Below are 22049 nucleotides of genomic sequence, written 5' to 3' on the forward strand. Positions count from 1 at the left end.
TTAGAGGGAGGAACATCTATGTACAAGGGCATAGAAGCATCTAGAGGAATAGGTATTGGAAGTATCTGCCTCATCGTAGAGCGCGACTTATCTTTTGAGTCAAAGCACATTGATGACACAGATGCAGAAAAAGCAAGATTTAACTCAGCTATCGATAAGTTCAAGGCTGAGACAGCCGAGATGGCTGAAAATATTAGAAAGAACATCGGTCCTAAAGAGGCTGAAATCATGGAAGGTCACTTAGCTATGATCAACGATCCAACAATGGCTGGTGAGATGACAAAGATGATTGAGGCTGGTCAGTGTGCAGAAGCTGCAGTTACAGCTGTTTGCGACATGTTCATTGGCATGTTCTCTAAAATGGAAGATGATATGATGCGTCAGCGTGCATCAGACATTTCTGATATTAAGATTAGCTTGCTTAAGATTTTACTTGGGGTTGAAGATGTTGATATTAGTAAGGTTGCACCAGGCACAGTTTTAGTTGCCCACGATCTGACACCTTCTATGACATCTCAAATTGTAAAAGAGAATGTTGTTGGTATTATCACAGAGGTTGGAGGTAAGACTTCACATTCTGCTATTCTTGCAAGAGCCTTAGAGATACCTGCTGTTCTTTCAGTTCCTGGAATTACTGAGCTTGTTAAGGACAAGGATACTGCTATCGTCGACGGTACAGAGGGTGATGTATACATTAATCCAGATGGTGACGTAGTTTCGAAGTACGTTATCAAGCGTGAGGAGTTTATCCGCGCTCAGGCTGAGCTTAAGAACTTCTTCGGTAAGGAGACAGTTACAGCTGATGGCGACAGAGTAGAGCTCTTCTGCAACATTGGAACACCTAAGGACGCTAAGAAGGCTATCGAATGTGATGGCGAAGGTATCGGCCTTTTCCGTTCAGAGTTCTTATTTATGGACAAGCCACATCTTCCAACAGAGGATGAGCAGTTCGAGGCTTACAAAGAAGCCGTTGAGACTATGGCTGGAAAGACAGTTATCATCCGTACTCTTGATATTGGTGGTGACAAGGATATCCCTTATCTCGGTCTTGAGAAAGAGGAGAATCCATTCTTAGGATACAGAGCAGTTCGTTACTGCTTAGCTAATAAGGATATTTACAAGACACAGCTTAGAGGTCTCCTCAGAGCTAGTGCTTATGGAAAAGTTAAGATCATGGTACCACTTGTTACTTGTGTTGATGAGGTTCGTGCTGTTAAGGCTCTCGTTGAAGAGTGCAAGCAGGAGCTTAAGGCAGAGGGTATCAAGTACGATGAGAACATCGAAGTTGGTTGTATGGTAGAGACAGCTGCAGCTTCTCTTATTGCAGATCTTCTTGCAAAGGAAGCAGACTTCTTCTCAATCGGTACAAACGACTTGACTCAGTATACAATGAGTGTTGATAGAGGAAATGCTAACGTTGCATACCTTTACTCAGCATTCCAGCCAGCAGTTCTTCGTTCAATCAAGAACATCATTCAGGCTGGTAACGCAGCTGGTATTCCAGTTGGTATGTGTGGTGAGGCAGCAGCAGATCCACTCATGATTCCACTTCTTATGTCATTCGGACTTGATGAGTACTCAGTGAACCCAGTTCTCGTACTCACAGCCCGCAGCATTATTTCTAAGTGGTCTAAGGCTGAGGCAGACGCTTTAGCTGAGAAGGCTCTTAGCCTTTCAACAGAGGCTGAGGTTGTAGCTCTTCTTAAGGCTTCAGCAAAATAATGTGAATTAAATCAAGAAATGGTATAATAAACCTTGAGCAATTTGATTGCTCAAGGTTTTTTTATTGTACGAGGTGAAAAGATGAAAAATACTAACATGAATGTTGCGGACGCTGTAGACAATCGAAACCAAGTCATTGTAAAAACAAGTATCATTGGAATCATTGCCAATCTTTTACTGGCGGGATTCAAGGCATTAGTTGGAGTTTTATCAGGTTCAATTGCCATTATTCTTGATGCAGTTAACAACTTATCAGATGCCCTGTCATCTGTAGTTACTATAGTAGGAACCAAGCTGGCAGGAAAGATGCCAGACAAAGAGCATCCTATGGGACATGGACGCGCGGAATATTTGAGTGCTCTTTTGGTAGCTGCGATTATTATTTATGCAGGTCTTACTTCCTTAAATGAATCAATCCTTAAGATTGTTCATCCTACAGAGGTTAAATACGAAACTCTCACTTTAGTAGTTCTTGTGGCAGCTATTTTTGTAAAGTTCTTCCTTGGAAGATTTGTAAAATCTACAGGTGAAAAGGTAAATTCAAGCGCACTTATAGCTTCAGGTGCAGATGCAAGCTTCGATGCTATCATCTCCACAGGAGTTTTGCTTTCAGCTATTGTATATATTGCTTTTGGTATTTCTTTAGAGGCATACGTAGGCGTTATTATTTCCTTAATCATCGTTAAGGCTGGTTGGGAAATGATGTCAGATACACTTGATGATATCCTTGGTCGTCGTCCTGACAGAGAGCTTACAGTAGGAATCAAGAGACTTATCTGTGAGGAACCAGAGGTTCGCGGAGCTTATGATTTAGTTCTTAACAACTATGGTCCTAACAAGTTTTTCGGTTCTGTTCATGTGGAGCTTCCGGATGTTATGACAGTAGAAGAGGTGGATGTCATTACAAGACGTATCCAGGCAAAGGTCTTCAAGGAGACCGGTGTTGTTCTCTCAGGCGTGGGCGTATACTCATTTAACACAAAGAATGATGAGGCTGCTCAGATTAGAAATCGCGTGCTTGAAATTGTAAAGCAGCATGACTGGGCTCTTCAGCTCCACGGATTTTACGTTAATACAGAGACAAAAGAGATGCGTTTTGACGTTGTACTTAGCTTTGAAATCAATCACACCGAAGGTGTTGAAATTATACATAATGAGGTGCTTGCAGAGTACCCAGAATACGATATTCAGATTGCCGCTGACGTAGATGTGGCAGATTAGGATAGGACAGGAGAATGGAGTAATGAAACAGACACAGGATAAAGAAAGAAACCTTACCATGATGATGGATGAGTATGAGTTGACAATGGCCAACGCATACTTCAATGATCCTACCATCGACCCAAAGACAAGGGTAAGTTTTGATGTATTTTACAGAAAGAATCCAGATGGAGGCGGTTTTGCAATCTTTGCAGGTCTTCAGCAGATAAAGGATTATCTTTTAAATATGCATTTCACAGATGAGGATATTGCTTATCTTAGAAGTGTGGGACATTTTACAGAGGACTTTTTGGAGTACCTTAAGAACTTCAAATTTACAGGTGATGTGGATGCATTTCCAGAGGGTACTATCATGTATCCTAATGAACCTATTATCACAGTTACAGCGCCAATTATTGAGGCACAGCTTGTGGAAACAGAGATTCTTGCTCAGGTAAATCATCAGTCTCTTATTGCCACAAAAGCCAGCCGTATTGTTAGAGCTGCAGCAGGCCGTCCAGTGTCTGATTTTGGTGCAAGACGTGCACATAATAATGACGCAGCAATCTACGGCGCAAGAGCTGCCTACATTGGTGGCGCAGCAGGTACAGCTACAGTTTCTGCAGGTCAGTATTTTGATATTCCTATCGGCGGAACAATGGCTCACAGCTATGTAATGTATTTTACAAGTGATAATAATGATTATAGTAAGTCTGAGCTTCAGGCATTCCGAAGCTTTGCAAAGAGCTATCCTAACAACTGTATTCTTCTTGTGGATACTTACAATGTCCTTAAGTGTGGTGTGCCAAACGCTATAAAGGTATTCCAGGAGATGAAGGATGCTGGTATCCAGTCAAAGAGCTTTGGAATCAGAATCGATTCAGGTGACTTGGCTTATCTTACAAAGAAGTCTCGTCAGATGCTTGATGCAGCAGGATTTACAGATGCAAAAATTATCGTAAGTAATTCTCTTGATGAGTATACCATCACATCTATTCTCCAGCAGGGAGGACAGGTAAGCTCATTTGGTGTTGGCGAGCGCCTTATTACAGCAAAATCAGAGCCAGTATTTGGTGCAGTTTACAAGCTTTGTGCTGTTACTGATGCAAAGACTGGAAAGACTATTCCAAAGATTAAGATTTCTGAGACAGTGGAAAAGATTACAAATCCAGGCCTCAAGGATGTATATCGAATCAAGGATGAGCACGGTAGAGCTGTTGCAGATATGCTTGCAATCAAGGGTGAGCAGGTAGATATGTCTGTGGCAGGTGGATATAAGTTCGTGGATCCAGAGCAGCCATGGAAGAGCACTCACGTATTTGAAAATTGTACAGCAGAGCTTCTTCAGAAGCCTCTTATCAGAGATGGCAAGTCAGTAGCTGAAGATGAGGATATTCAGATAATTCGTGCTAGAGTAAAGGAACAGCTGGAGACCAGTGTATGGCCTGAAGAGCAGCGTTTCGAGAATCCTCATAAGCACTATTTGGATATGACTCCAGCATATTACAACATGAAGATGGAACTCTTACGTGAAGAGGATAAATAATATTGATATCAGATTTACAGATTAAAGAATATAATAAAAAGCTTGCGCAGCATGATTTAGCCCTTGTGTTTTCGGACCAAGGGCTTTGCCTTACTGATGGCAAGCTTCAAATAATGGCAGATTTCAGGGAAATGCTTCCTAGATTAAAACAGAGTAATCTTCAAAGAGAAATGCTTGTGAAGGCTGCAAGGATAAAGGGGCAGGAGATGCCTCAGACTCTAGTGGATGCCACGGCAGGCTTTGGAGAGGATTCCCTTATATTAGCGGCCGCTGGATTCCAGGTTCGTCTATATGAATTTGATGAAATAATCGCAGTGTTGCTGCAGGATTGCATGGAAAGAGCAGCGGAAATTCCAGAGCTAAAGGCGGCAGTAGGTCGCATGGAGCTTATTTGTGGAGACAGTGTGGAGGGCATGAAGAATCTGGATTATACGCCGGATATTGTTCTTCTTGACCCAATGTTTCCAGCACGTCAGAAGAGCGGGCTGATTAAAAAGAAATTCCAGCTGATTCAAAGGCTTGAAAGTCCATGTAGCACTGAAAATGAGCTGTTAGAAGCAGCTGAGATGGCTGGACCTAAGCGAATAGTAATCAAACGTCCTCTCAAGGGACCATATCTGGCTGACAGAAAGCCAAGCTACAGTTTAGAGGGGAAAGCTATTAGGTACGATTGCATGGTTTACGCAAGATAAAGGGCCTTTGAGTATAATTCATCAAATGGCATTTTTTGTTCACGGAATACCCTTATTTTTATACTAAAATCAATGATATATAACACAAGTAGTGTGCGTGTCTTTAAAAAGAGGGTAAAAATGAAAAAGAATAAGCGTACAACAGTCAGAAGAAGAATAACTAGGCATGTAGTAATTGCAATTGCAATAACTATCACGGTTATGACTATTGTTAATCTTATATATTTGTCTCGACGAATTATCGAGCAGCAGGAGATGAAGCTGGAGCTTGCTACTCAAATGAGTGCTAGCGAAGTGCAGAATTGGATTAGGGACATGTCTACTGTTACAGAAGATATGGCAAGTTCTCTTACTGCTTTAGGTGATTTGAATGAGGTTACCGTGCGAGCCGTCGTAGACAGAGTGGCATTGAATCATCCTGAGCTCTATTATGTATATTTCTCAGACAGACTGGGTAATGCGACTATGGCTAGAGGAGTTCAGTTTGCTGAAGGGGTAGACCCTAGAGAACGAGTTTGGTATAAGACTGCAGAAGCGCTAGGCCATACGGTAGTAATAGATCCTTATTCCAGCGTATCGCGACCAGACATTATGATGGTAACAGTTGCCACCCCTGTTTATTGGGGAACAATGCTAGTTGGAGTTGTTGCTGTTGATGCAGATATTGCAACTGTTCAGGATTTTATTAATTCGATAGATTTTGAAAATGGTTCCTATGGGTTCCTTTTAGATAGCAAAAATAATATAATCGCTCATCCAAACGCCGATTTTAATCCAAAGAATGGAAACATAACATCAGCAGTGGATGTTATGCCTGAACTGGATGATATTTTATCCACTTCAAAGCAGGATAAATATATAACAGCTCCTGACTATACAGGTAAAAGAATGGTATATTCAGCTCAAACGCTTGAGGGTAGCAGGTGGACAGTGGCTGTGGCCTATCCAGAGTCTAACTTTCTTTCGCATGTGGATCGAGGAATTCGAATTAGTTTGTTTGTGGCAATACTGTGTGCAATTCTAGCAGTTGGTGATATTACAGTTACAGTTAGCAGAGTACTGAAGCCTCTAGGTAAGATTAATCCGGCAATGCGAAAAATCGTTGAAGGCGATTTCTCTACCAAGCTAAATTTCGCTGAAGCAAATGATGAGATTGGTGATTTACAGGATGAACTAGCTATTGTGTTAGCGGCTTTGTCAAAGGTAATTGACAAGCAGGCTTATGTGCTTTCTGAGATGGAAAATGGAAATCTTATTGTGGAGGATATTGAGAACTTCCCAGGAGAATTGAATCAGATTGCCAAGTCAGTTAATTCAATCAAGGAAACCTTCAACGATATTATTTCAGATATTCAGTTCTCAGCAATCAATTTACAAAGCTATGCTATGGGTATTAATGAGACAACTGATATGGATGAAATGAGGATGATATTTGAGGAGCTTTCTGCAGAGGCAAATGCCCTGATGGATAAGACTTCAAGGTTCGTCACAATGCCAGGTGGCCCAAAGGTAACATCACCTTCATCTGGTGGAATTCCAGAATATCGTGATGACTTTTAATTAAATAATTTATTTAGAGCCTCTGACGAAATTCAGGGGCTCTTTTTGTGCCCTTTTTACAAAATTAGCGCAACCGATTGCAAAGCGCAACAGGTTGTGCTAGGGTTTGTACTGAGGTGGAAAATATATGGGATACACATTAGATTCAATAGCTAAGGAGCTTGGTCTTTCAAAGACCACGGTCAGCCGTGCAATTTCTGGTAAAGGCCGCATTTCCGAGGAAACAAGACAAAAAGTTAATAAATACATCAAGGAGATTAACTACAGACCTAGCGCTGTGGCTCGCTCTCTTGCGGCCAATCGCACATTCAACGTAGGTCTCGTAGTGCCTGCAGATTCAGCTCTTGGCGAGATGCCATACTTCCAGACTCTTATGACAGGAGTTTGCGACAGAGCTATGGATTACGATTATGATGTCCTTATTCTGCTTGCTGATAACGATGGAATTACACCACTTAAGCACGCTGTTCAGAACCGCAAAATTGACGCAGTTATTGTCAGCCGTTGCGAGAGAGATTCCAAGGTTATCTCATTTTTAAAGGATTCTAATATCCCTTATATTGTTGTGGGAAATCCTATGGATGACAAAGTTCTCTATGTGGACCATGACAACCAGGGCGCAGCAGCAAGAATGATTGAAACCCTTATAGATAAAGGGATTACCCGTATGGCTCTTATTGGCGGTGGTGAAAATATCAATGTAACCCACAGCCGTCTACAGGGCTTTAGAGAGGGCTTTAAAAACAAAGGTCTTAAGGCAGACGAAAGTCTGATTTTCTTAAACATGCATAAAAGTGCAAGGATGGACTCAGTATTGCGCGAGGCAATTTCGGAAGGGGCAGAATGTATTGTCTGTATGGATGATATGCTTTGCAACTCTGTTTTGAATTGCCTTCACAATGATGGAATCGCAGTACCTGAGGACGTAAAGCTTTGCTCATTTTATGATTCTAATCTACTATCCACATCTAAGCCTTCGATTACCAGCTTGTATTTTGATGCAAAGAGACTGGGATCTGAATGCTTAGAGCTTCTTATGCGCAACTTAGATGGAGAAAGTGTCACAAATATGGTTGTGACAGACTTTAACATCCAGATGCGCGACAGCACAACTTAGTAAAAATTCATAAAATTTATCTACAATAGTCGTTCAATTTGCTATGTTGACGAAAAACGCTACAAAGGATAGGATTATGTATGTAGAACAACCGGTTGCACAGAAGTGACAACCTGGGAGTATAAATAACATGTAAAAAATGGAGGAATAATCATGAAGAAAAAGTTAGTTTCAGCACTTCTTGTTTCTACAATGGCAGTTTCTGCATTCGTAGGATGTGGTGCAGCAGCTGAGGAAACACCAGCAGCAGATTCAACAGAGGCTACAGAGGAAACAGCAGAGGCATCTACAGATGATGCAATTGCAAACCTTATTGCAGCAACAGAGGGAACAGTAAATATTGACCTTTGGTGCTCAGAGACAGAAGAATATCAGACAGTTATGAAGAAGCTCTGTGATGATTTCGCAGCACAGTATCCAGACGTAGATTTCAATATCACACTTGGTGCCGTTTCAGAGGCAGATATGAAGGATAGAGTACTTGAGGACGTTGAGGCAGCAGCTGACGTATTCGTATTCCCTGATGATCAGCTCGAGGCACTTGTAAAGGCTGGCGCACTTAACGAAGTTGCAGCTCAGTACACATATGATATGAATGAAACTGATACACCAGCAACAGTTGACGCTGGTAAGTATGATGGAAAGCAGTATGGCTATCCATTCACAGCTTCTAACGGATATTTCTTATATTACGATAAGAATCAGTTATCTGATGAGGACGTAGCTTCTTGGGAGGCACTTACAGCTAAGGCTGAGGAGCTTGGCAAGGAAGTTGGTTGTGAGACAGCAAACGGCTGGTACTTATATGGATTTTTCAAGGGCGCTGGTTGCAACCTTACAGAGAACGAAGATCAGTCAAACAACTGTGATTGGAACAATGAGACAGGTCTTGCAGCAGCAGAGGCACTTCAGAAAATCGCTTCTTCTAAGGCATACAAGAGCTACGGAAACGATGACCTTCTTGCAAACCTTAACGATGGCAAGGTTGTAGCTTATGTATCTGGTACATGGAATGTAAACGCATTCTCAGAGGCTTATGGTGATGGCTATGCAGCTACAAAGCTTCCTACATTCGAAGTAAATGGCGAAGCTAAGCAGATGGCTTCTTACTCAGGATACAAGTTCGTAGGTGTTAACGCATACGCAGAGAACACAGGTTGGTCAATGCTTCTTGCTGAGTACCTTACAAACGCAACATCTCAGGAAGCTGTTTACGAAGCAACAGGTGAGGGCCCTTCAAACACAGAGGCACTTGCAAAGGCTTCTTCTCCAGCACTTGAGGCACTTGCAGCTCAGTCTGAGTTCGCAGAGCTTCAGAGAGTTGGTGGCAACTACTGGACACCAGCAGAGTCACTTGGAAAGAACATCCTTGAGGGCAAGGTAAGCCAGCAGGTACTTGATGATGCTGTAGCAGGTATTACACAGCCTGTTGAATAATTTGTAGCAGTTTAAACCCCAAATAAATAAATTCATAAGGCTCATGAGAATATCATGAGCCTTTTTTAAGGAAGAGCCTATGAAAAAAATTGCTAAGTATTTTAAAGACTTTGGTCATGCTGTCGCTCACGGTGACATCTGGGTAAAATTATCTCTTATAATCATGGGCGCAGGCTACTTTGGAAGAAAGCAGATTATGCGCGGTATTTTAATGACATTACTTCAGGTTGGAGTGTTAGCATCAATCTTTGGTGTATTCGCACCTTATATGTCAAAGCTCAATACTCTTGGAACGGTTCAGAGAGAAGAGATTTTTGATATTGTAACTATGAAAAAAACTGTAAATAATTACGATAATTCGCTTTTGATTCTTCTTTATGGAATCATTGGAATCCTTGTAATTATTGCATTTATCGCATTATATATTGGAAATATAAAGGCAACCTATCGCATTCAGAAGATGCAGGAGAACGGTGAAAAGCTAAATACATTTTTAGATGACATTGTTTCATTTAAAAATGAACGATTCCATATCACACTCCTTACTCTTCCAAGCTTAGGCGTAATTCTTATCAACATCATACCTATCTTATTCATGGTATGTATCGCATTTACGAATTATGATGAAAATCATCAGCCACCAACATATCTGTTTACATGGGTGGGTATTAAAAACTTCGTAAATCTTTTTACAACAAGCCAGACAATCACATTTGGTTACGCTTTTGTAAGAGTATTAATTTGGACATTGATTTGGGCTGTTCTTGCAACAGCAACAACCTTCCTTGGCGGTATTCTTCTTGCTCAGTTTATCAACCATGAGGACACTAAATTCAAGGGAATGTGGAGAACACTTTTTGTAATCACAATCGGTATTCCACAGTTCGTTACACTTCTTCTTATCAGTAAGATGTTTGGTGATAATGGTATCGTAAATACGTTTTGTTCAAATGTAGGAATACTTGATTTCTTCAAGAATATTGGATTGCTTAATGCAGGCGATGCATGCATCCCATTTTTATCACGTCCAGGTTGGGCACACATAACAATTATTCTTGTAAATATATGGGTAGGTATTCCTTATCAGATGCTTGTTGCTACAGGTATTCTTATGAATATTCCATCAGACCAGATTGAATCTGCAAAGATTGATGGTGCAAACAAGTTCCAGATTTTCTGGAAGATAACAATGCCTTATGTAATGTTTATTACAGGCCCATCACTTATTCAGTCAGTTATCGGTAATATTAATAACTTTAATGTTATTTACTTACTTACATACAATTACCAGACAACAAATATGGCTATGGCTAATTCACATGCCAACGAGGTTGACTTGCTTATCACCTGGTTATTCAGACTTACAAATGAGTACAGTAACTTCAAGATGGCATCAGTAATTGGTATTGTAACATTCGTAGTTTGTGCGGCCCTTTCACTTCTTACTTTCTCAAGAATGATAGGTGGAGATAAAGAGGGGGTATACAGATAATGAAAAAAACATGGAAAATAGTCGGAAGACATATTGTTCTTGCAGTACTTGCATTTATTTGGTTGATACCAGTTTTTTGGTTGGTAGTAACAACATTTGGTGTGGAAAAGGGAATTAATACAAATCACTTCTTCCCGGCACATTGGACACTTGCAAACTATCATCAGCTTTTCTTTGAGCCAGATGCAGCAGCAAATTTCCCTGCATGGTTTAAGAATTCAATGATTATCGGTGTCTTTAGCTGTCTTGTTTCTTCAATATTTGTAATCATGACAGCTTACGCATTTTCATTTATTGAATTCAAGGGTAGAAAGAAGCTTATGAGCTTTTCACTCATCCTTGGAATGTTCCCAGGCGTACTTTCAATGATTGCTATGTACTTCATTTTGAAGATGCTTGGACTTACTGATAGTGTAGTAGGACTTATTATCCTTTATTCAGGTGCATCAGGTCTTGGTTACCTGATTTTGAAGGGATTCTTTGATACAATTCCTACTTCACTTCACGAAGCAGCAAAGCTTGAGGGCGCATCAGAGGCAACAATCTTCGCAAAGATTGTAGTGCCACTTTCAAAGCCAATGATTGTTTATACAGTTATCAACTCCTTCCTTAATCCTTGGATGGACTTCGTAATGGTTCGTCTTATGATTAAGTCAAAGAATGCATCGGACTGGACAATGGCTCTCGGACTGTTCAACTTATTACAGCGTGCTCTTGTTAACCAGTACTTCGCATATTTCTGTTGCGGTGGTTTGATGATTGCGGTGCCAATCTCTATCCTCTTCATCATCATGCAGAAGTTCTACGTAGAAGGTGTTACTGGCGGTGCTGTTAAGGGCTAGAAATTACCCTAAATTATTTAAATTGTGCACATACTTTGGAAAAAATGTGAAATGCGCCCCACCTGAGGGCGCATTTCTATAATATTTCATATTTTTTGCTTACTCTTTACACAATTATAATGTAATATAATGTCCATAAAACGGGGGGATTTACAATCCTGAAACTTAAGGAGGGCACCCGCAATGAACAATGAATTTAGAGAGTATATTACTTTTGTGGTGAAGACCAAGGATGGCAATGAAGTGGAAATGGCAGTCATTGACCAGTTTGAGTTTGAGAACAAAGGTTATGTCGCAGCTGCACTGGTTGATGGTGACACAGTTAGTGATGAAGGCTGTTTCATTTATCGAGTTAAGGTTGGTGAAGAAGATTTTAAGGTAGAGAAAATCACAAACCAGGTTGACTACAACAGAGTTGCTGAAGCTTATATGGAAATGATATGATCATTAAAAAGACCAGCTAGAAAGCTGGTCTTTTTGATTATCCACGACGCACCCCACTTTGCACAAAGTGCAATTATAATGGGTGCGTCTTCCCGTTTTATGGTATACTGAGAAAAAGTGAGGGAATGAAGCTATGGAACACGCGAATTTAGATTTTGATCGTCAGAACCGTACAGGATTTCCGGAGGTTATTTTTTGCGAGGGAAAGCCTGATGAATTTCTGGTGGATATATATAAGAAAATGTACGACAGAGACGGTCAGGTCTTTGGAACCAGAGCTACTGAGCATCAGTATAATATCGTAAATACGATATTGCCAGATGCGTCATATGACAAAATCAGCAGAATTCTTAAAGTAGCACCTAAGGATGGACGGAGTCAGGAGCTGATTGGAAATATCGCTGTTGTGACAGCGGGTACTGCAGACATTCCGGTGGCGGAGGAGGCTGCCCAGACTGCAGAATATTTTGGTAGCAAAGTTACAAGAGTGTTTGATGTGGGCGTTAGCGGTATTCATCGTCTATTGGCAAATACAGATGCATTGAATCAGGCTAACTGTGTTGTGGCAGTTGCAGGAATGGAAGGTGCACTTGCTTCAGTTGTAGGTGGACTTGTCAGAGTTCCAGTTATTGCAGTCCCTACAAGCGTTGGTTATGGGGCGAATTTGGGAGGTCTTTCAGCTTTACTTACTATGATTAATTCTTGTGCAAACGGGATTTCAGTGGTAAATATAGATAATGGCTATGGAGCGGGATACATAGCTACACAGATTAATAGATTGGCGGAAAGATAGTTTAATGAACAAGTTTTTTAATAAGCACAAAATACGAAAAGCGATTATCGTTCTCTTGATATGGGCGGTTTTAATTGTCAAAACTACCCTGGTTCTCCAGACAGTATATGAAGCAACAGATAACGCTCGTAGCTATATTGTAAATCCGGCACCTGGAGTTACCATAATTGATAAAACAAAGACTATTGAGTTTACACCTGAAAATGCAAAAATTGGATTTATTTTTTACCCAGGTGCATTGGTAGAACCAGATGCCTATGCGCCGTTGATGGAACAGCTGGCAGAGCATGGTATTAAATGTATTGTGGTAAGGATGCCACATTATATGGCGCTTTTAGATGCAAATGGTGCCAGAGGAATTATAGAACAGTACCCAGAAATTGAAAAATGGTATCTTGGTGGTCATAGCCTTGGTGGTGCTATGGCATCTATGTACGGAGCCAGACATACAGATGAATATGAGGGATTAGTTTTCCTGGCTTCTTATGCCACAGATGATATTTCAGATAAAGACATCAAAGTACTTCTAATGAGAGGTGATCAGGACGAGGTACTCAATCCGGAAAGATACAATAGTAGTCTTGAAAATCTTCCTAAAGACTATGAAGAAGTGATTATCAAGGGTGGATGTCATGCATACTTTGGCGACTATGGCCCACAGCAGGGTGATGGTAAACCATCTATCACTGTGGAGGAGCAGACAGCGATAACCGTAGAAAAACTAGTAGAATTTATGGAATAATCACGAAATTTTTGTGAAAGCAATTGTACAATTGAAATTTTCTTTATATTCTTTAAGTGGGAGCATATTGTTTTGTGATAGGAGGCAATATGGAACTTAAGGATAGACACGTATACGAAAGAAATAAACTTGCATTCAAGTTTGGTAGTATCATTATGGGCTTTGAACTATTGTCCACAATAGTTTATCGTGCCGCCAGAGTTGGGTTTCTTACCACGACGGTGATGTTAGTGTGCCAAATATTGATTGCAGGTTTTTTTGTTTATAGTTACTTACGTTATAGTAAGAGAAATCGCGGAAAATATTTAATGATGATGGCGCTTTTGGGCAGTTATCTTGTAGTAATGCTTGGTAGTGTTCACATCACTTATATCTGGGCCTTTGGACCAGGTATTTTGGTTTTGGTGTTACTGTTTGCTGATAATAAGTTGACGCTGGTAACTGCAGTTTCAGTTGTAGGTATTAATGTTATTTATATACCACTGTTCTTTAAATATTCGGTAGAGGTTGCTGACAGACAATATGCCGTTTATACAGATACTGTATTCTCGCTTCTTATTGCACTTATGTCAGTATTCTATGTTCTACTTAACAGCAGACATAATGCGGAGTCGGTAGAAGAGATTGAGGAGGGAGCCAGACTGCAGGAAGAAAATGCAAGAGTAATGAAGGAGATTGGTGAGCAGATTGCATCAAAGCTTGAGGATGCCAATGAGGCAATGGAAGGATTGGCATCAAAAGTTCAGTCTTCTGCTGAAAGTGCTCAGCAGATTTCGGAGTCTGTTACATTGACAGCAGAGGCTGTACAGACACAGACGGAGATGAATGCAAATATCACAGAGTCTCTTGAAAATATAGCTCATCAGTCCCGGGCAATGAGACGAAATGCTGATGAGGTTACAGAAAATATCAGCGATGGTAATTCCCTTGTACAGGAGCTTAGAAAGAAGTCGGAGGAATCGTCTGCTATCAATGCAGAGACAGCTACAATGACAGCAGATTTGCAGCAGTCAGCAGATACAGTAAAGGATATCGTAAGTACGATTCTCGATATCAGTGGACAGACAAATTTGCTTGCTCTTAACGCTTCTATCGAGGCAGCCCGTGCCGGTGAGGCAGGAAAGGGATTCGCAGTAGTTGCTGATGAGATTAGAGCTCTTTCAGAACATACAAAGGAATCTGCAGAGGAAATTGCAAACACTATCGATGAGCTTATAAAGAAGGTAACTATCGCATCTGACAATATGCAGCGTTCCGTAGATTCTGCAAATCAGCAGGGTGAGATGATTGTGGAGACTGGAGATAAGTTCAAGGAGATTCTTGAGAAGGTAACTGATTTAACAAGACGTGCCACAGTTATTTCTGAGGATGTTGATTCCTGCGTAGATGCAAATACAAAGGTTATGGATGCAATCAGTAATCTTTCTGCTACATCAGAAGAGGTTGCTGCATCAGCAGAGTCCAGCATCACAATTAGCGAGGATTGCGAGAATGATATGAAGAATACAGAAGATATTCTTCATGCGATTTTGGAAATCAGCCGCGCAAACAATTAATTGTGTCAAAGCAAACAGATGTTTGATTTATATTAAAGCTGTGTTATAATGGGACTATCCCATTTAATGCAGCTTTTTTTAGGTGAGAATATGGACTTTAAATTACATTCACAGTTTAAGCCTACAGGCGATCAGCCTCAGGCTATAGAAGATTTGGTCCGTGGTTTCAAAGAGGGAAATCAGATGGAGACACTTTTAGGCGTCACTGGTTCTGGAAAGACTTTCACCATGGCCAATGTTATAGAACAGCTGAATAAGCCTACCTTGATTATTGCTCACAATAAGACACTGGCAGGCCAGCTTTATTCCGAGTTCAAGGAATTTTTCCCAGAGAATGCAGTTGAATATTTTGTATCCTACTACGATTACTATCAGCCTGAGGCCTACGTGCCTAGCACTGATACCTACATCGCAAAGGATTCTTCTATTAATGATGAGATAGATAAATTGCGTCTGTCTGCTACAGCATCTTTGTCTGAGCGCCGAGACGTTATTATCGTGTCATCGGTTTCTTGTATCTACGGTATTGGTGAGCCAGATGATTTCCAGAACATGATGGTTAGCTTACGTCCGGGAGATATGAAGGACAGGGATGATGTTATCCATGAGCTTATTAATATCCAGTATATGAGAAATGATATGGATTTTGCCCGTGGTACCTTCCGTGTTCGTGGAGATACTCTTGAGGTTATTCCAGCCAACACCAGCGACTATGGTATCCGTATTGAGTTCTTCGGTGATGAGATAGACCGTATATGCGAAACAGAAATCATGACAGGTCAGGTGAAGCGAGAGCTGGAGCATGTGGCTATTTTCCCAGCCAGTCACTATGTTATCCCTCAGGACAAGATTAATTCAGCCTGCGCCAGCATTGAGGCAGAGCTGGATGAGAGAATCAAATATTTCAAATCAGAGGATAAGTTAATCGAGGCTCAGCGAATTGGTGAGCGTACTAACTTTGATATAGAGATGCTTCGTGAGACAGGCTTCTGTTCTGGCATCGAGAATTACAGCCGTCATATGACCAATCAGCAGCCTGGGGAGCCACCTAAGTGTCTTATCGATTACTTCGGTGATGATTTCCTTATTATCGTGGATGAGAGCCATATTACATTGCCACAGGTTCGTGGTATGTTCGCGGGAGACCAGGCCAGAAAGCGTACCCTTGTTGAGTATGGTTTCAGACTTCCATCAGCACTTGATAACAGGCCACTGAACTTTGGTGAATTCGAGTCAAAGATAGACCAGATTATGTTCGTGTCGGCCACACCTGGCGACTACGAAGAGGAGCACGAGATGCTTCGTACCGAGCAGGTTATTCGTCCAACAGGACTTTTGGATCCAGAGGTGGAAGTTCGCCCGGTTGAGGGACAGATTGACGACCTGTTCAACGAGATTAAGAAAGAGACAGCTAAGAAAAATAAAGTAATGATTACCACCCTTACCAAGCGCATGGCCGAAGACCTTACGGATTACCTTGCAGAGCTTGGTGTCAGGGTTAAATACATGCATTCCGACATCGACACTATGGAGCGTGCGGAAATCATCCGTGACCTGCGACTGGACGTGTTTGATGTACTTGTTGGAATCAATCTTCTTCGAGAAGGTCTGGATATCCCAGAGATTACACTGGTGGCTATTTTGGATGCAGATAAGGAAGGCTTCCTTCGTAGTGAGCGTTCCCTTATTCAGACCATCGGTCGTGCTGCCAGAAACTCAGAAGGTCACGTTATCATGTATGCCGACACCATGACAGAATCAATGGAAAAGGCTATCTCTGAGACGGAGCGTCGTCGCGAGATTCAAAAGGCATACAACGAGGCCAATGGAATCACGCCTACCACTATCCAGAAATCTGTCCGCGAGCTTATCTCCATTTCCAAGGATATTGCCAAGAAGGAAATGCAGTTTAAGAAGGAACCAGAAGAGATGGATAAGCAGGAGCTTGAGAAGCTTATTGCAGACATCCAGAAGAAGATGCAGAAAGCTGCAGCAGAGCTGAACTTCGAGGCTGCGGCTGAGTATCGTGACAAGATGGTAGAGTTAAAGAACATGTTATTGGAGTTATAAAATGAAAGAACGAAAATACATCAAAATAAAAGGAGCCAACGAACACAATCTGAAGAATGTCAGCATCGACATTCCACGTGATGAGTTTGTGGTGCTAACAGGCCTTTCCGGCTCAGGAAAATCCTCATTGGCATTCGATACAATCTTCGCCGAAGGACAGCGTCGCTACATGGAATCATTATCATCCTATGCCCGCCAGTTCTTAGGCCAGATGGAAAAACCAAATGTAGAGCATATGGAAGGTATGCCACCTGCCATCTCTATTGATCAGAAGAGCACCAACCACAACCCACGTTCTACAGTAGGAACAGTTACAGAGATTTACGACTACATGCGACTTCTCTATGCCCGCTGCGGTGTGCCACACTGTCCAAACTGTGGCAAGCCTATCAGCAAGCAGACAGTTGACCAGATGGTAGATGTGATTATGGCTCTTCCAGAACGTACCAGAATCCAGCTCCTTGCTCCAGTTGTAAGAGGCCGAAAGGGTACCCATGAGAAGCTTTTTGAGAAGGCAAAGAAGTCAGGTTATGTTCGTGTAAACGTAGACGGAAATGTTTACGATTTATCAGAGGAAATCCTTTTAGATAAAAATATCAAGCACAACATCGAGATAGTTGTAGACCGTCTCGTTATCAAGGAAGGCATCGAGAAACGTCTTACAGATTCTATCGAGGCAGTGCTAAAGCTGGCAGAGGGACTGATGATAGTAGATGTTATCGATGGTGAGCCTATCAGATTTTCAGAAGGATTCTCATGTCCAGATTGTGGCATCAGCATTGATGAGGTGGAGCCACGAAGCTTCTCTTTCAACAATCCATTCGGTGCCTGCCCAGAGTGTTTTGGTCTGGGATATAAGATGGAGTTTGACGAGGACCTTATGATTCCTGATAAGAGCCTTTCATTTAATGATGGCTGTGTTCAGGTAATGGGCTGGCAGTCATCCAACAAGGCATCAAGCTTTGCCCACGCTTTGCTTGAAGCTCTTGCAAAGGAGTACAAGTTCTCCCTTGATACACCATACAAGGATTTACCTGAGAAGGTTCGCCACATGTTCATCCATGGTTTTGATAAGTCGGTGGATGTTCACTATGAAGGACAGCGAGGACGTGGTGTTTACCCTACAGTATTCGAGGGACTTATTGAAAATGTAAATCGTCGATATAAGGAGACATTCTCAGAGTCTGCCAAGAGAGAGTACGAGGAGTTCATGTTCTACAGTGAGTGTCCTTGCTGCCATGGTCAGCGTCTGAAGAAGGAATCACTGGCTGTCACAATCGACGACAAAAATATCTTTGAGATGACTCAGTATCCTATCCATGAGCTTTATGATTTGATTGAGAATCTTCAGCTTACAGAGCAGCAGAAGAAGATAGGTGCTGTAGTATTAAAGGAAATTAGAAACAGACTTAAATTCATGGTGGATGTAGGTCTTGATTATCTTACACTTAGCCGAGCTACTGCATCCCTTTCAGGTGGAGAGGCCCAGCGAATCAGACTTGCTACCCAGATTGGCTCAGGTTTGGTGGGTGTTGCCTACATTTTGGATGAGCCATCTATCGGTCTGCACCAGAAGGATAATGACAAGTTATTAGCGTCCCTTAAGGGATTGAGAGACCTTGGAAATACGCTGATTGTGGTAGAGCATGATGCGGATACCATGAAGGCTGCGGATTATCTTGTGGATATCGGCCCTCGCGCCGGCAAGGATGGTGGAGAAGTGGTTGCCGCCGGAACACCTGCAGAGATTATGGCTAATCCAAATTCCATTACAGGTCAGTACCTTAGCGGAAAGCTTTGCATCCCTGTTCCTTCTGAAAGAAGAGAGCCAAAGGGCTGGCTCACAATCAAGGGGGCAAGGGAGCACAACCTTAAGAATATTGATGTAGATATTCCACTTGGAATAATGACAGTTGTTACTGGCGTTTCAGGTTCTGGAAAGAGCTCGCTTATTAACGAGATTCTTTACAAGGATTTGGCAAAGCGCCTGAACAGAGCAAGAAAGATTTCTGGAAAGCATGATGACATCATCGGCACAGAAGCTCTTGATAAAGTTATCGATATCGACCAGTCGCCAATCGGACGTACACCTCGTTCAAATCCTGCCACATATACAGGTGTATTTGATCTGATTCGTGATTTGTTTGCCGGTACTACCGAAGCAAAGGAGCGTGGCTATAGTAAGGGCCGATTCTCCTTCAATGTGAAGGGTGGTCGCTGCGAGGCATGCTCTGGAGACGGAATTATCAAAATCGAGATGCACTTCCTTCCGGATGTGTATGTTCCTTGTGAGGTATGTGGTGGAAAGCGTTATAACCGTGAGACTCTTGAGGTTCACTACAAGGGCAAGACCATCTACGATATCCTTGATATGACAGTAGAAGAGGCGGTAGAGTTCTTTAAGAATGTACCTAGCATTCTCAATAAGATTCAGAGTCTTTACGATGTAGGACTGGGCTATATCAAGCTTGGTCAGCCATCTACTACACTTTCGGGTGGAGAGGCTCAGCGAATCAAGCTTGCCACTGAGCTTTCACGCCGTGCTACTGGAAAGACAATTTACATTCTTGATGAGCCTACAACAGGATTGCATTTTGATGATGTAAACAAGCTTGTAGAAATCATGAGAAAGCTTTCTGATTCAGGAAACACTGTTGTGGTTATTGAGCATAATCTTGATGTTATCAAGTGTGCAGACTACATTATCGACATGGGACCAGACGGAGGAGACAGAGGTGGTACTGTGATTGCCAAGGGTACTCCAGAGGAGATTGTGAAGGTTAAAAATAGCTATACAGGACAGTATCTGAAAGAATACTTGAATCCTTAAGAATTTCGTATATAATAGAAAAGTAAAAATGCGTAAATCTGTCCAAATCGGACAGTTCTAGAATATACAGAAATTAGAAAGGAATAAGAAAATGGCAGGTTCAGATATCGGAATTGATTTAGGTACAGCTAGCGTTCTTGTATATGCAAAGGGCAAGGGCGTTGTTTTAAAAGAGCCTTCAGTAGTGGCTTTTGATAGAGATACTAACAAGATTAAGGAAATCGGTGAGGAGGCACGTCTTATGATTGGACGTACTCCTGGTAATATTGTGGCAGTTCGTCCACTTCGTCAGGGTGTTATCTCTGACTACACAGTTACAGAAAAGATGATTAAGTACTTCGTACAGAAGGCTATGGGCAAAAAGAGCTACCGCAAGCCTCGTATTGCTGTTTGCGTACCTTCTGGTGCTACAGAAGTAGAGAAGCGTGCCGTTGAGGATGCAGCTTTTGCAGCAGGCGCACGTGAGGTATCTATCATCGAAGAGCCTATCGCAGCAGCTATCGGTGCTGGTATCGATATTTCACTTCCAATGGGTAACATGATTGTAGATATCGGTGGTGGTACAGCAGATATCGCTGTTATCTCACTTGGTAGCTCAGTTGTCAGCACATCTATCAAGGTTGCTGGTGATGATTTCGACGAGGCTATCGTTCGTTACATGAGAAAGAAGCACAATCTTCTTATTGGTGAGCGTACAGCCGAGGATATTAAGATTAAGATTGGTCGTTGCTTCCCACTTGGCGAGGCTGAGACTATGGATGTTAGAGGAAGAAACCTTGTTTCAGGTCTTCCAAAGACTATTACAGTTTCTTCAGAGGAGACAGAGGAGGCTCTTAAGGAGTCTACAATGCAGATCGTTGAGGCTATTCACTCTGTTCTTGAGAAGACTCCACCAGAGCTTGCAGCTGACGTTGCCGACAGAGGTATCGTTCTTACAGGTGGTGGTGCACTTCTTCGTGGTCTTGAGGAGCTTATCGAGGACCGCACAGGTATCAACACAATGACAGCTGACGAGGCTATGACTTGCGTAGCTATCGGTACAGGCCGTTACGTAGAGCTTTTATCAGATTAATTATATACGGGTAAATATTTATAACCCCAATTGTTAAAATTTTTAACAGTTGGGGTTATTTTTATTTTAAAGTCTCCGATAACCTAGATGTAGAATATTGTAAAGATTGCTTTTTAGTAGGGGGCTCACATGGTAAAAGGACTCTATACAGGCTATACCGGCATGGTTAATGAGCAGAGACGAATGGATGTTATGACTAACAATCTTGCCAACTCTGCTACCACAGGATATAAGAAGGAAGCTATGATTGCCCAGGCTTTCGATGAGCGTTTAGCAATCAAAATCAAAGATACATCCCATTTACACAATGCCCCAGAGGGAATCGGATATATTTCCCTTGGAACAAAGGTTGGAGAGACCTATACAAATTGGGATCAGGGTGCATTCCAGATTACCGATAAGGATTCGGATGTGGCTTTGGCTGGAAAAGGATTCTTCGCCATTGAATTCACTAACAAGGCTGGTGAGACATCTATCAAATACACAAGAGACGGCGCCTTTGTAGTAGATGTAGATGGATATCTCAGAACAGTGGATGGTGATTATGTCCTTACTCAGGATGGAGCGATGAATTCCCAGGGTGGAGAAGATAATTACGTACAGATTGATCCTAATCTCAAATATCAGATATCTCCAGATGGAACAATCAGACAGAACGGAGAGGAAGTTACCACTATAGGTGTTGTAGATATTGAGGATTACGATTACATAAATAAATATGGTGAGAACCTATATGATTTAATCGATGGAGGTACCATTATTGAAAGTGAGGCGTCAGTGCAGCAGGGTATGCTGGAGGCCTCAAATGTAAACGTAATTGATGAAATGGTTAGCATGATTACAATCGCAAGAGCATACGAGGCTGGACAGAAGATGATTCAGGCTGAGGATGAGACCTTGGAAAAGACATGTAATCAGGTAGGCAATGTATAGG

The 22049-nt window shown here is 41.8% G+C and carries 16 protein-coding genes and 1 pseudogene; all 17 read left to right on the forward strand.

Features of this window, described 5'->3' with window-relative positions; genetic code table 11:
- The first annotated feature begins 18 nt into the window (after positions 1-18).
- The 17 genes and pseudogenes from ptsP to G592_RS0109240 all read left to right on the forward strand — a co-directional run bounded on the left by ptsP (position 19) and on the right by G592_RS0109240 (position 22048).
- The gene (gene ptsP / locus G592_RS0109160; protein WP_028247564.1) at positions 19-1722 is read left to right on the forward strand and encodes a phosphoenolpyruvate--protein phosphotransferase; all 1704 of its coding nucleotides are present in this window, start codon (positions 19-21) and stop codon (positions 1720-1722) included.
- Positions 1723-1803: 81 nt separating this feature from the next.
- Complete coding sequence (locus G592_RS0109165; protein ID WP_081660368.1) at positions 1804-2943, forward strand: cation diffusion facilitator family transporter; 1140 nt, start codon at positions 1804-1806, stop codon at positions 2941-2943.
- Between the two features lie 22 nt (positions 2944-2965).
- Positions 2966-4468, forward strand: coding sequence for a nicotinate phosphoribosyltransferase (locus G592_RS0109170; RefSeq protein WP_028247566.1), 1503 nt, complete (start codon positions 2966-2968; stop codon positions 4466-4468).
- A 2-nt stretch (positions 4469-4470) separates the two neighbouring features.
- Positions 4471-5160, forward strand: coding sequence for a class I SAM-dependent methyltransferase (locus G592_RS16115; protein WP_242830160.1), 690 nt, complete (start codon positions 4471-4473; stop codon positions 5158-5160).
- 120 nt (positions 5161-5280) lie between these two features.
- A complete protein-coding gene (locus G592_RS0109180; protein ID WP_028247567.1) occupies positions 5281-6720 on the forward strand; it encodes a cache domain-containing protein in 1440 nt (479 codons plus the stop codon).
- A gap of 127 nt (positions 6721-6847) precedes the next feature.
- On the forward strand, positions 6848-7837 hold the full coding sequence (locus G592_RS16120) for a LacI family DNA-binding transcriptional regulator (protein WP_051194846.1): 990 nt from the start codon (positions 6848-6850) through the stop codon (positions 7835-7837).
- Positions 7838-7990: 153 nt separating this feature from the next.
- A complete protein-coding gene (locus G592_RS0109190; RefSeq protein WP_028247568.1) occupies positions 7991-9274 on the forward strand; it encodes an extracellular solute-binding protein in 1284 nt (427 codons plus the stop codon).
- A 79-nt stretch (positions 9275-9353) separates the two neighbouring features.
- Entirely contained in the window at positions 9354-10766 is a 1413-nt protein-coding gene (locus tag G592_RS0109195) for a carbohydrate ABC transporter permease (RefSeq protein WP_028247569.1), read from the forward strand.
- Positions 10766-11608 carry a sugar ABC transporter permease gene (locus tag G592_RS0109200; protein ID WP_028247570.1) on the forward strand — a complete coding sequence of 281 codons (843 nt, stop codon included), beginning with the start codon at positions 10766-10768 and terminating at the stop codon, positions 11606-11608. The genes G592_RS0109195 and G592_RS0109200 overlap by 1 nt, the downstream gene beginning before the upstream one ends.
- A 183-nt stretch (positions 11609-11791) precedes the next feature.
- Positions 11792-12052, forward strand: coding sequence for a DUF1292 domain-containing protein (locus G592_RS0109205; protein ID WP_028247571.1), 261 nt, complete (start codon positions 11792-11794; stop codon positions 12050-12052).
- A 127-nt stretch (positions 12053-12179) separates the two neighbouring features.
- A pseudogene (larB, locus tag G592_RS0109210) lies at positions 12180-12845 on the forward strand (nickel pincer cofactor biosynthesis protein LarB); the annotation flags it as partial.
- A 4-nt stretch (positions 12846-12849) separates the two neighbouring features.
- A complete protein-coding gene (locus tag G592_RS16125) occupies positions 12850-13587 on the forward strand; it encodes an alpha/beta hydrolase (protein ID WP_051194847.1) in 738 nt (245 codons plus the stop codon).
- Between the two features lie 89 nt (positions 13588-13676).
- Positions 13677-15143 (forward strand): methyl-accepting chemotaxis protein, encoded by a 1467-nt coding sequence (locus tag G592_RS0109220; RefSeq protein WP_028247573.1) that lies wholly within the window; start codon positions 13677-13679, stop codon positions 15141-15143.
- A 90-nt stretch (positions 15144-15233) separates the two neighbouring features.
- Positions 15234-17213, forward strand: coding sequence for an excinuclease ABC subunit UvrB (gene uvrB / locus G592_RS0109225; RefSeq protein WP_028247574.1), 1980 nt, complete (start codon positions 15234-15236; stop codon positions 17211-17213).
- 1 nt (position 17214) lies between these two features.
- A complete protein-coding gene (uvrA, locus tag G592_RS0109230) occupies positions 17215-20043 on the forward strand; it encodes an excinuclease ABC subunit UvrA (protein WP_028247575.1) in 2829 nt (942 codons plus the stop codon).
- 91 nt (positions 20044-20134) lie between these two features.
- The gene (locus G592_RS0109235; protein ID WP_028247576.1) at positions 20135-21115 is read left to right on the forward strand and encodes a rod shape-determining protein; all 981 of its coding nucleotides are present in this window, start codon (positions 20135-20137) and stop codon (positions 21113-21115) included.
- A gap of 129 nt (positions 21116-21244) precedes the next feature.
- Positions 21245-22048 carry a flagellar hook-basal body protein gene (locus tag G592_RS0109240; RefSeq protein WP_028247577.1) on the forward strand — a complete coding sequence of 268 codons (804 nt, stop codon included), beginning with the start codon at positions 21245-21247 and terminating at the stop codon, positions 22046-22048.
- The last annotated feature ends 1 nt before the right edge of the window (position 22049 follow it).

Source organism: Pseudobutyrivibrio ruminis CF1b (genome assembly GCF_000424005.1).
GTDB classification, from domain to species: domain Bacteria; phylum Bacillota; class Clostridia; order Lachnospirales; family Lachnospiraceae; genus Pseudobutyrivibrio; species Pseudobutyrivibrio ruminis_C.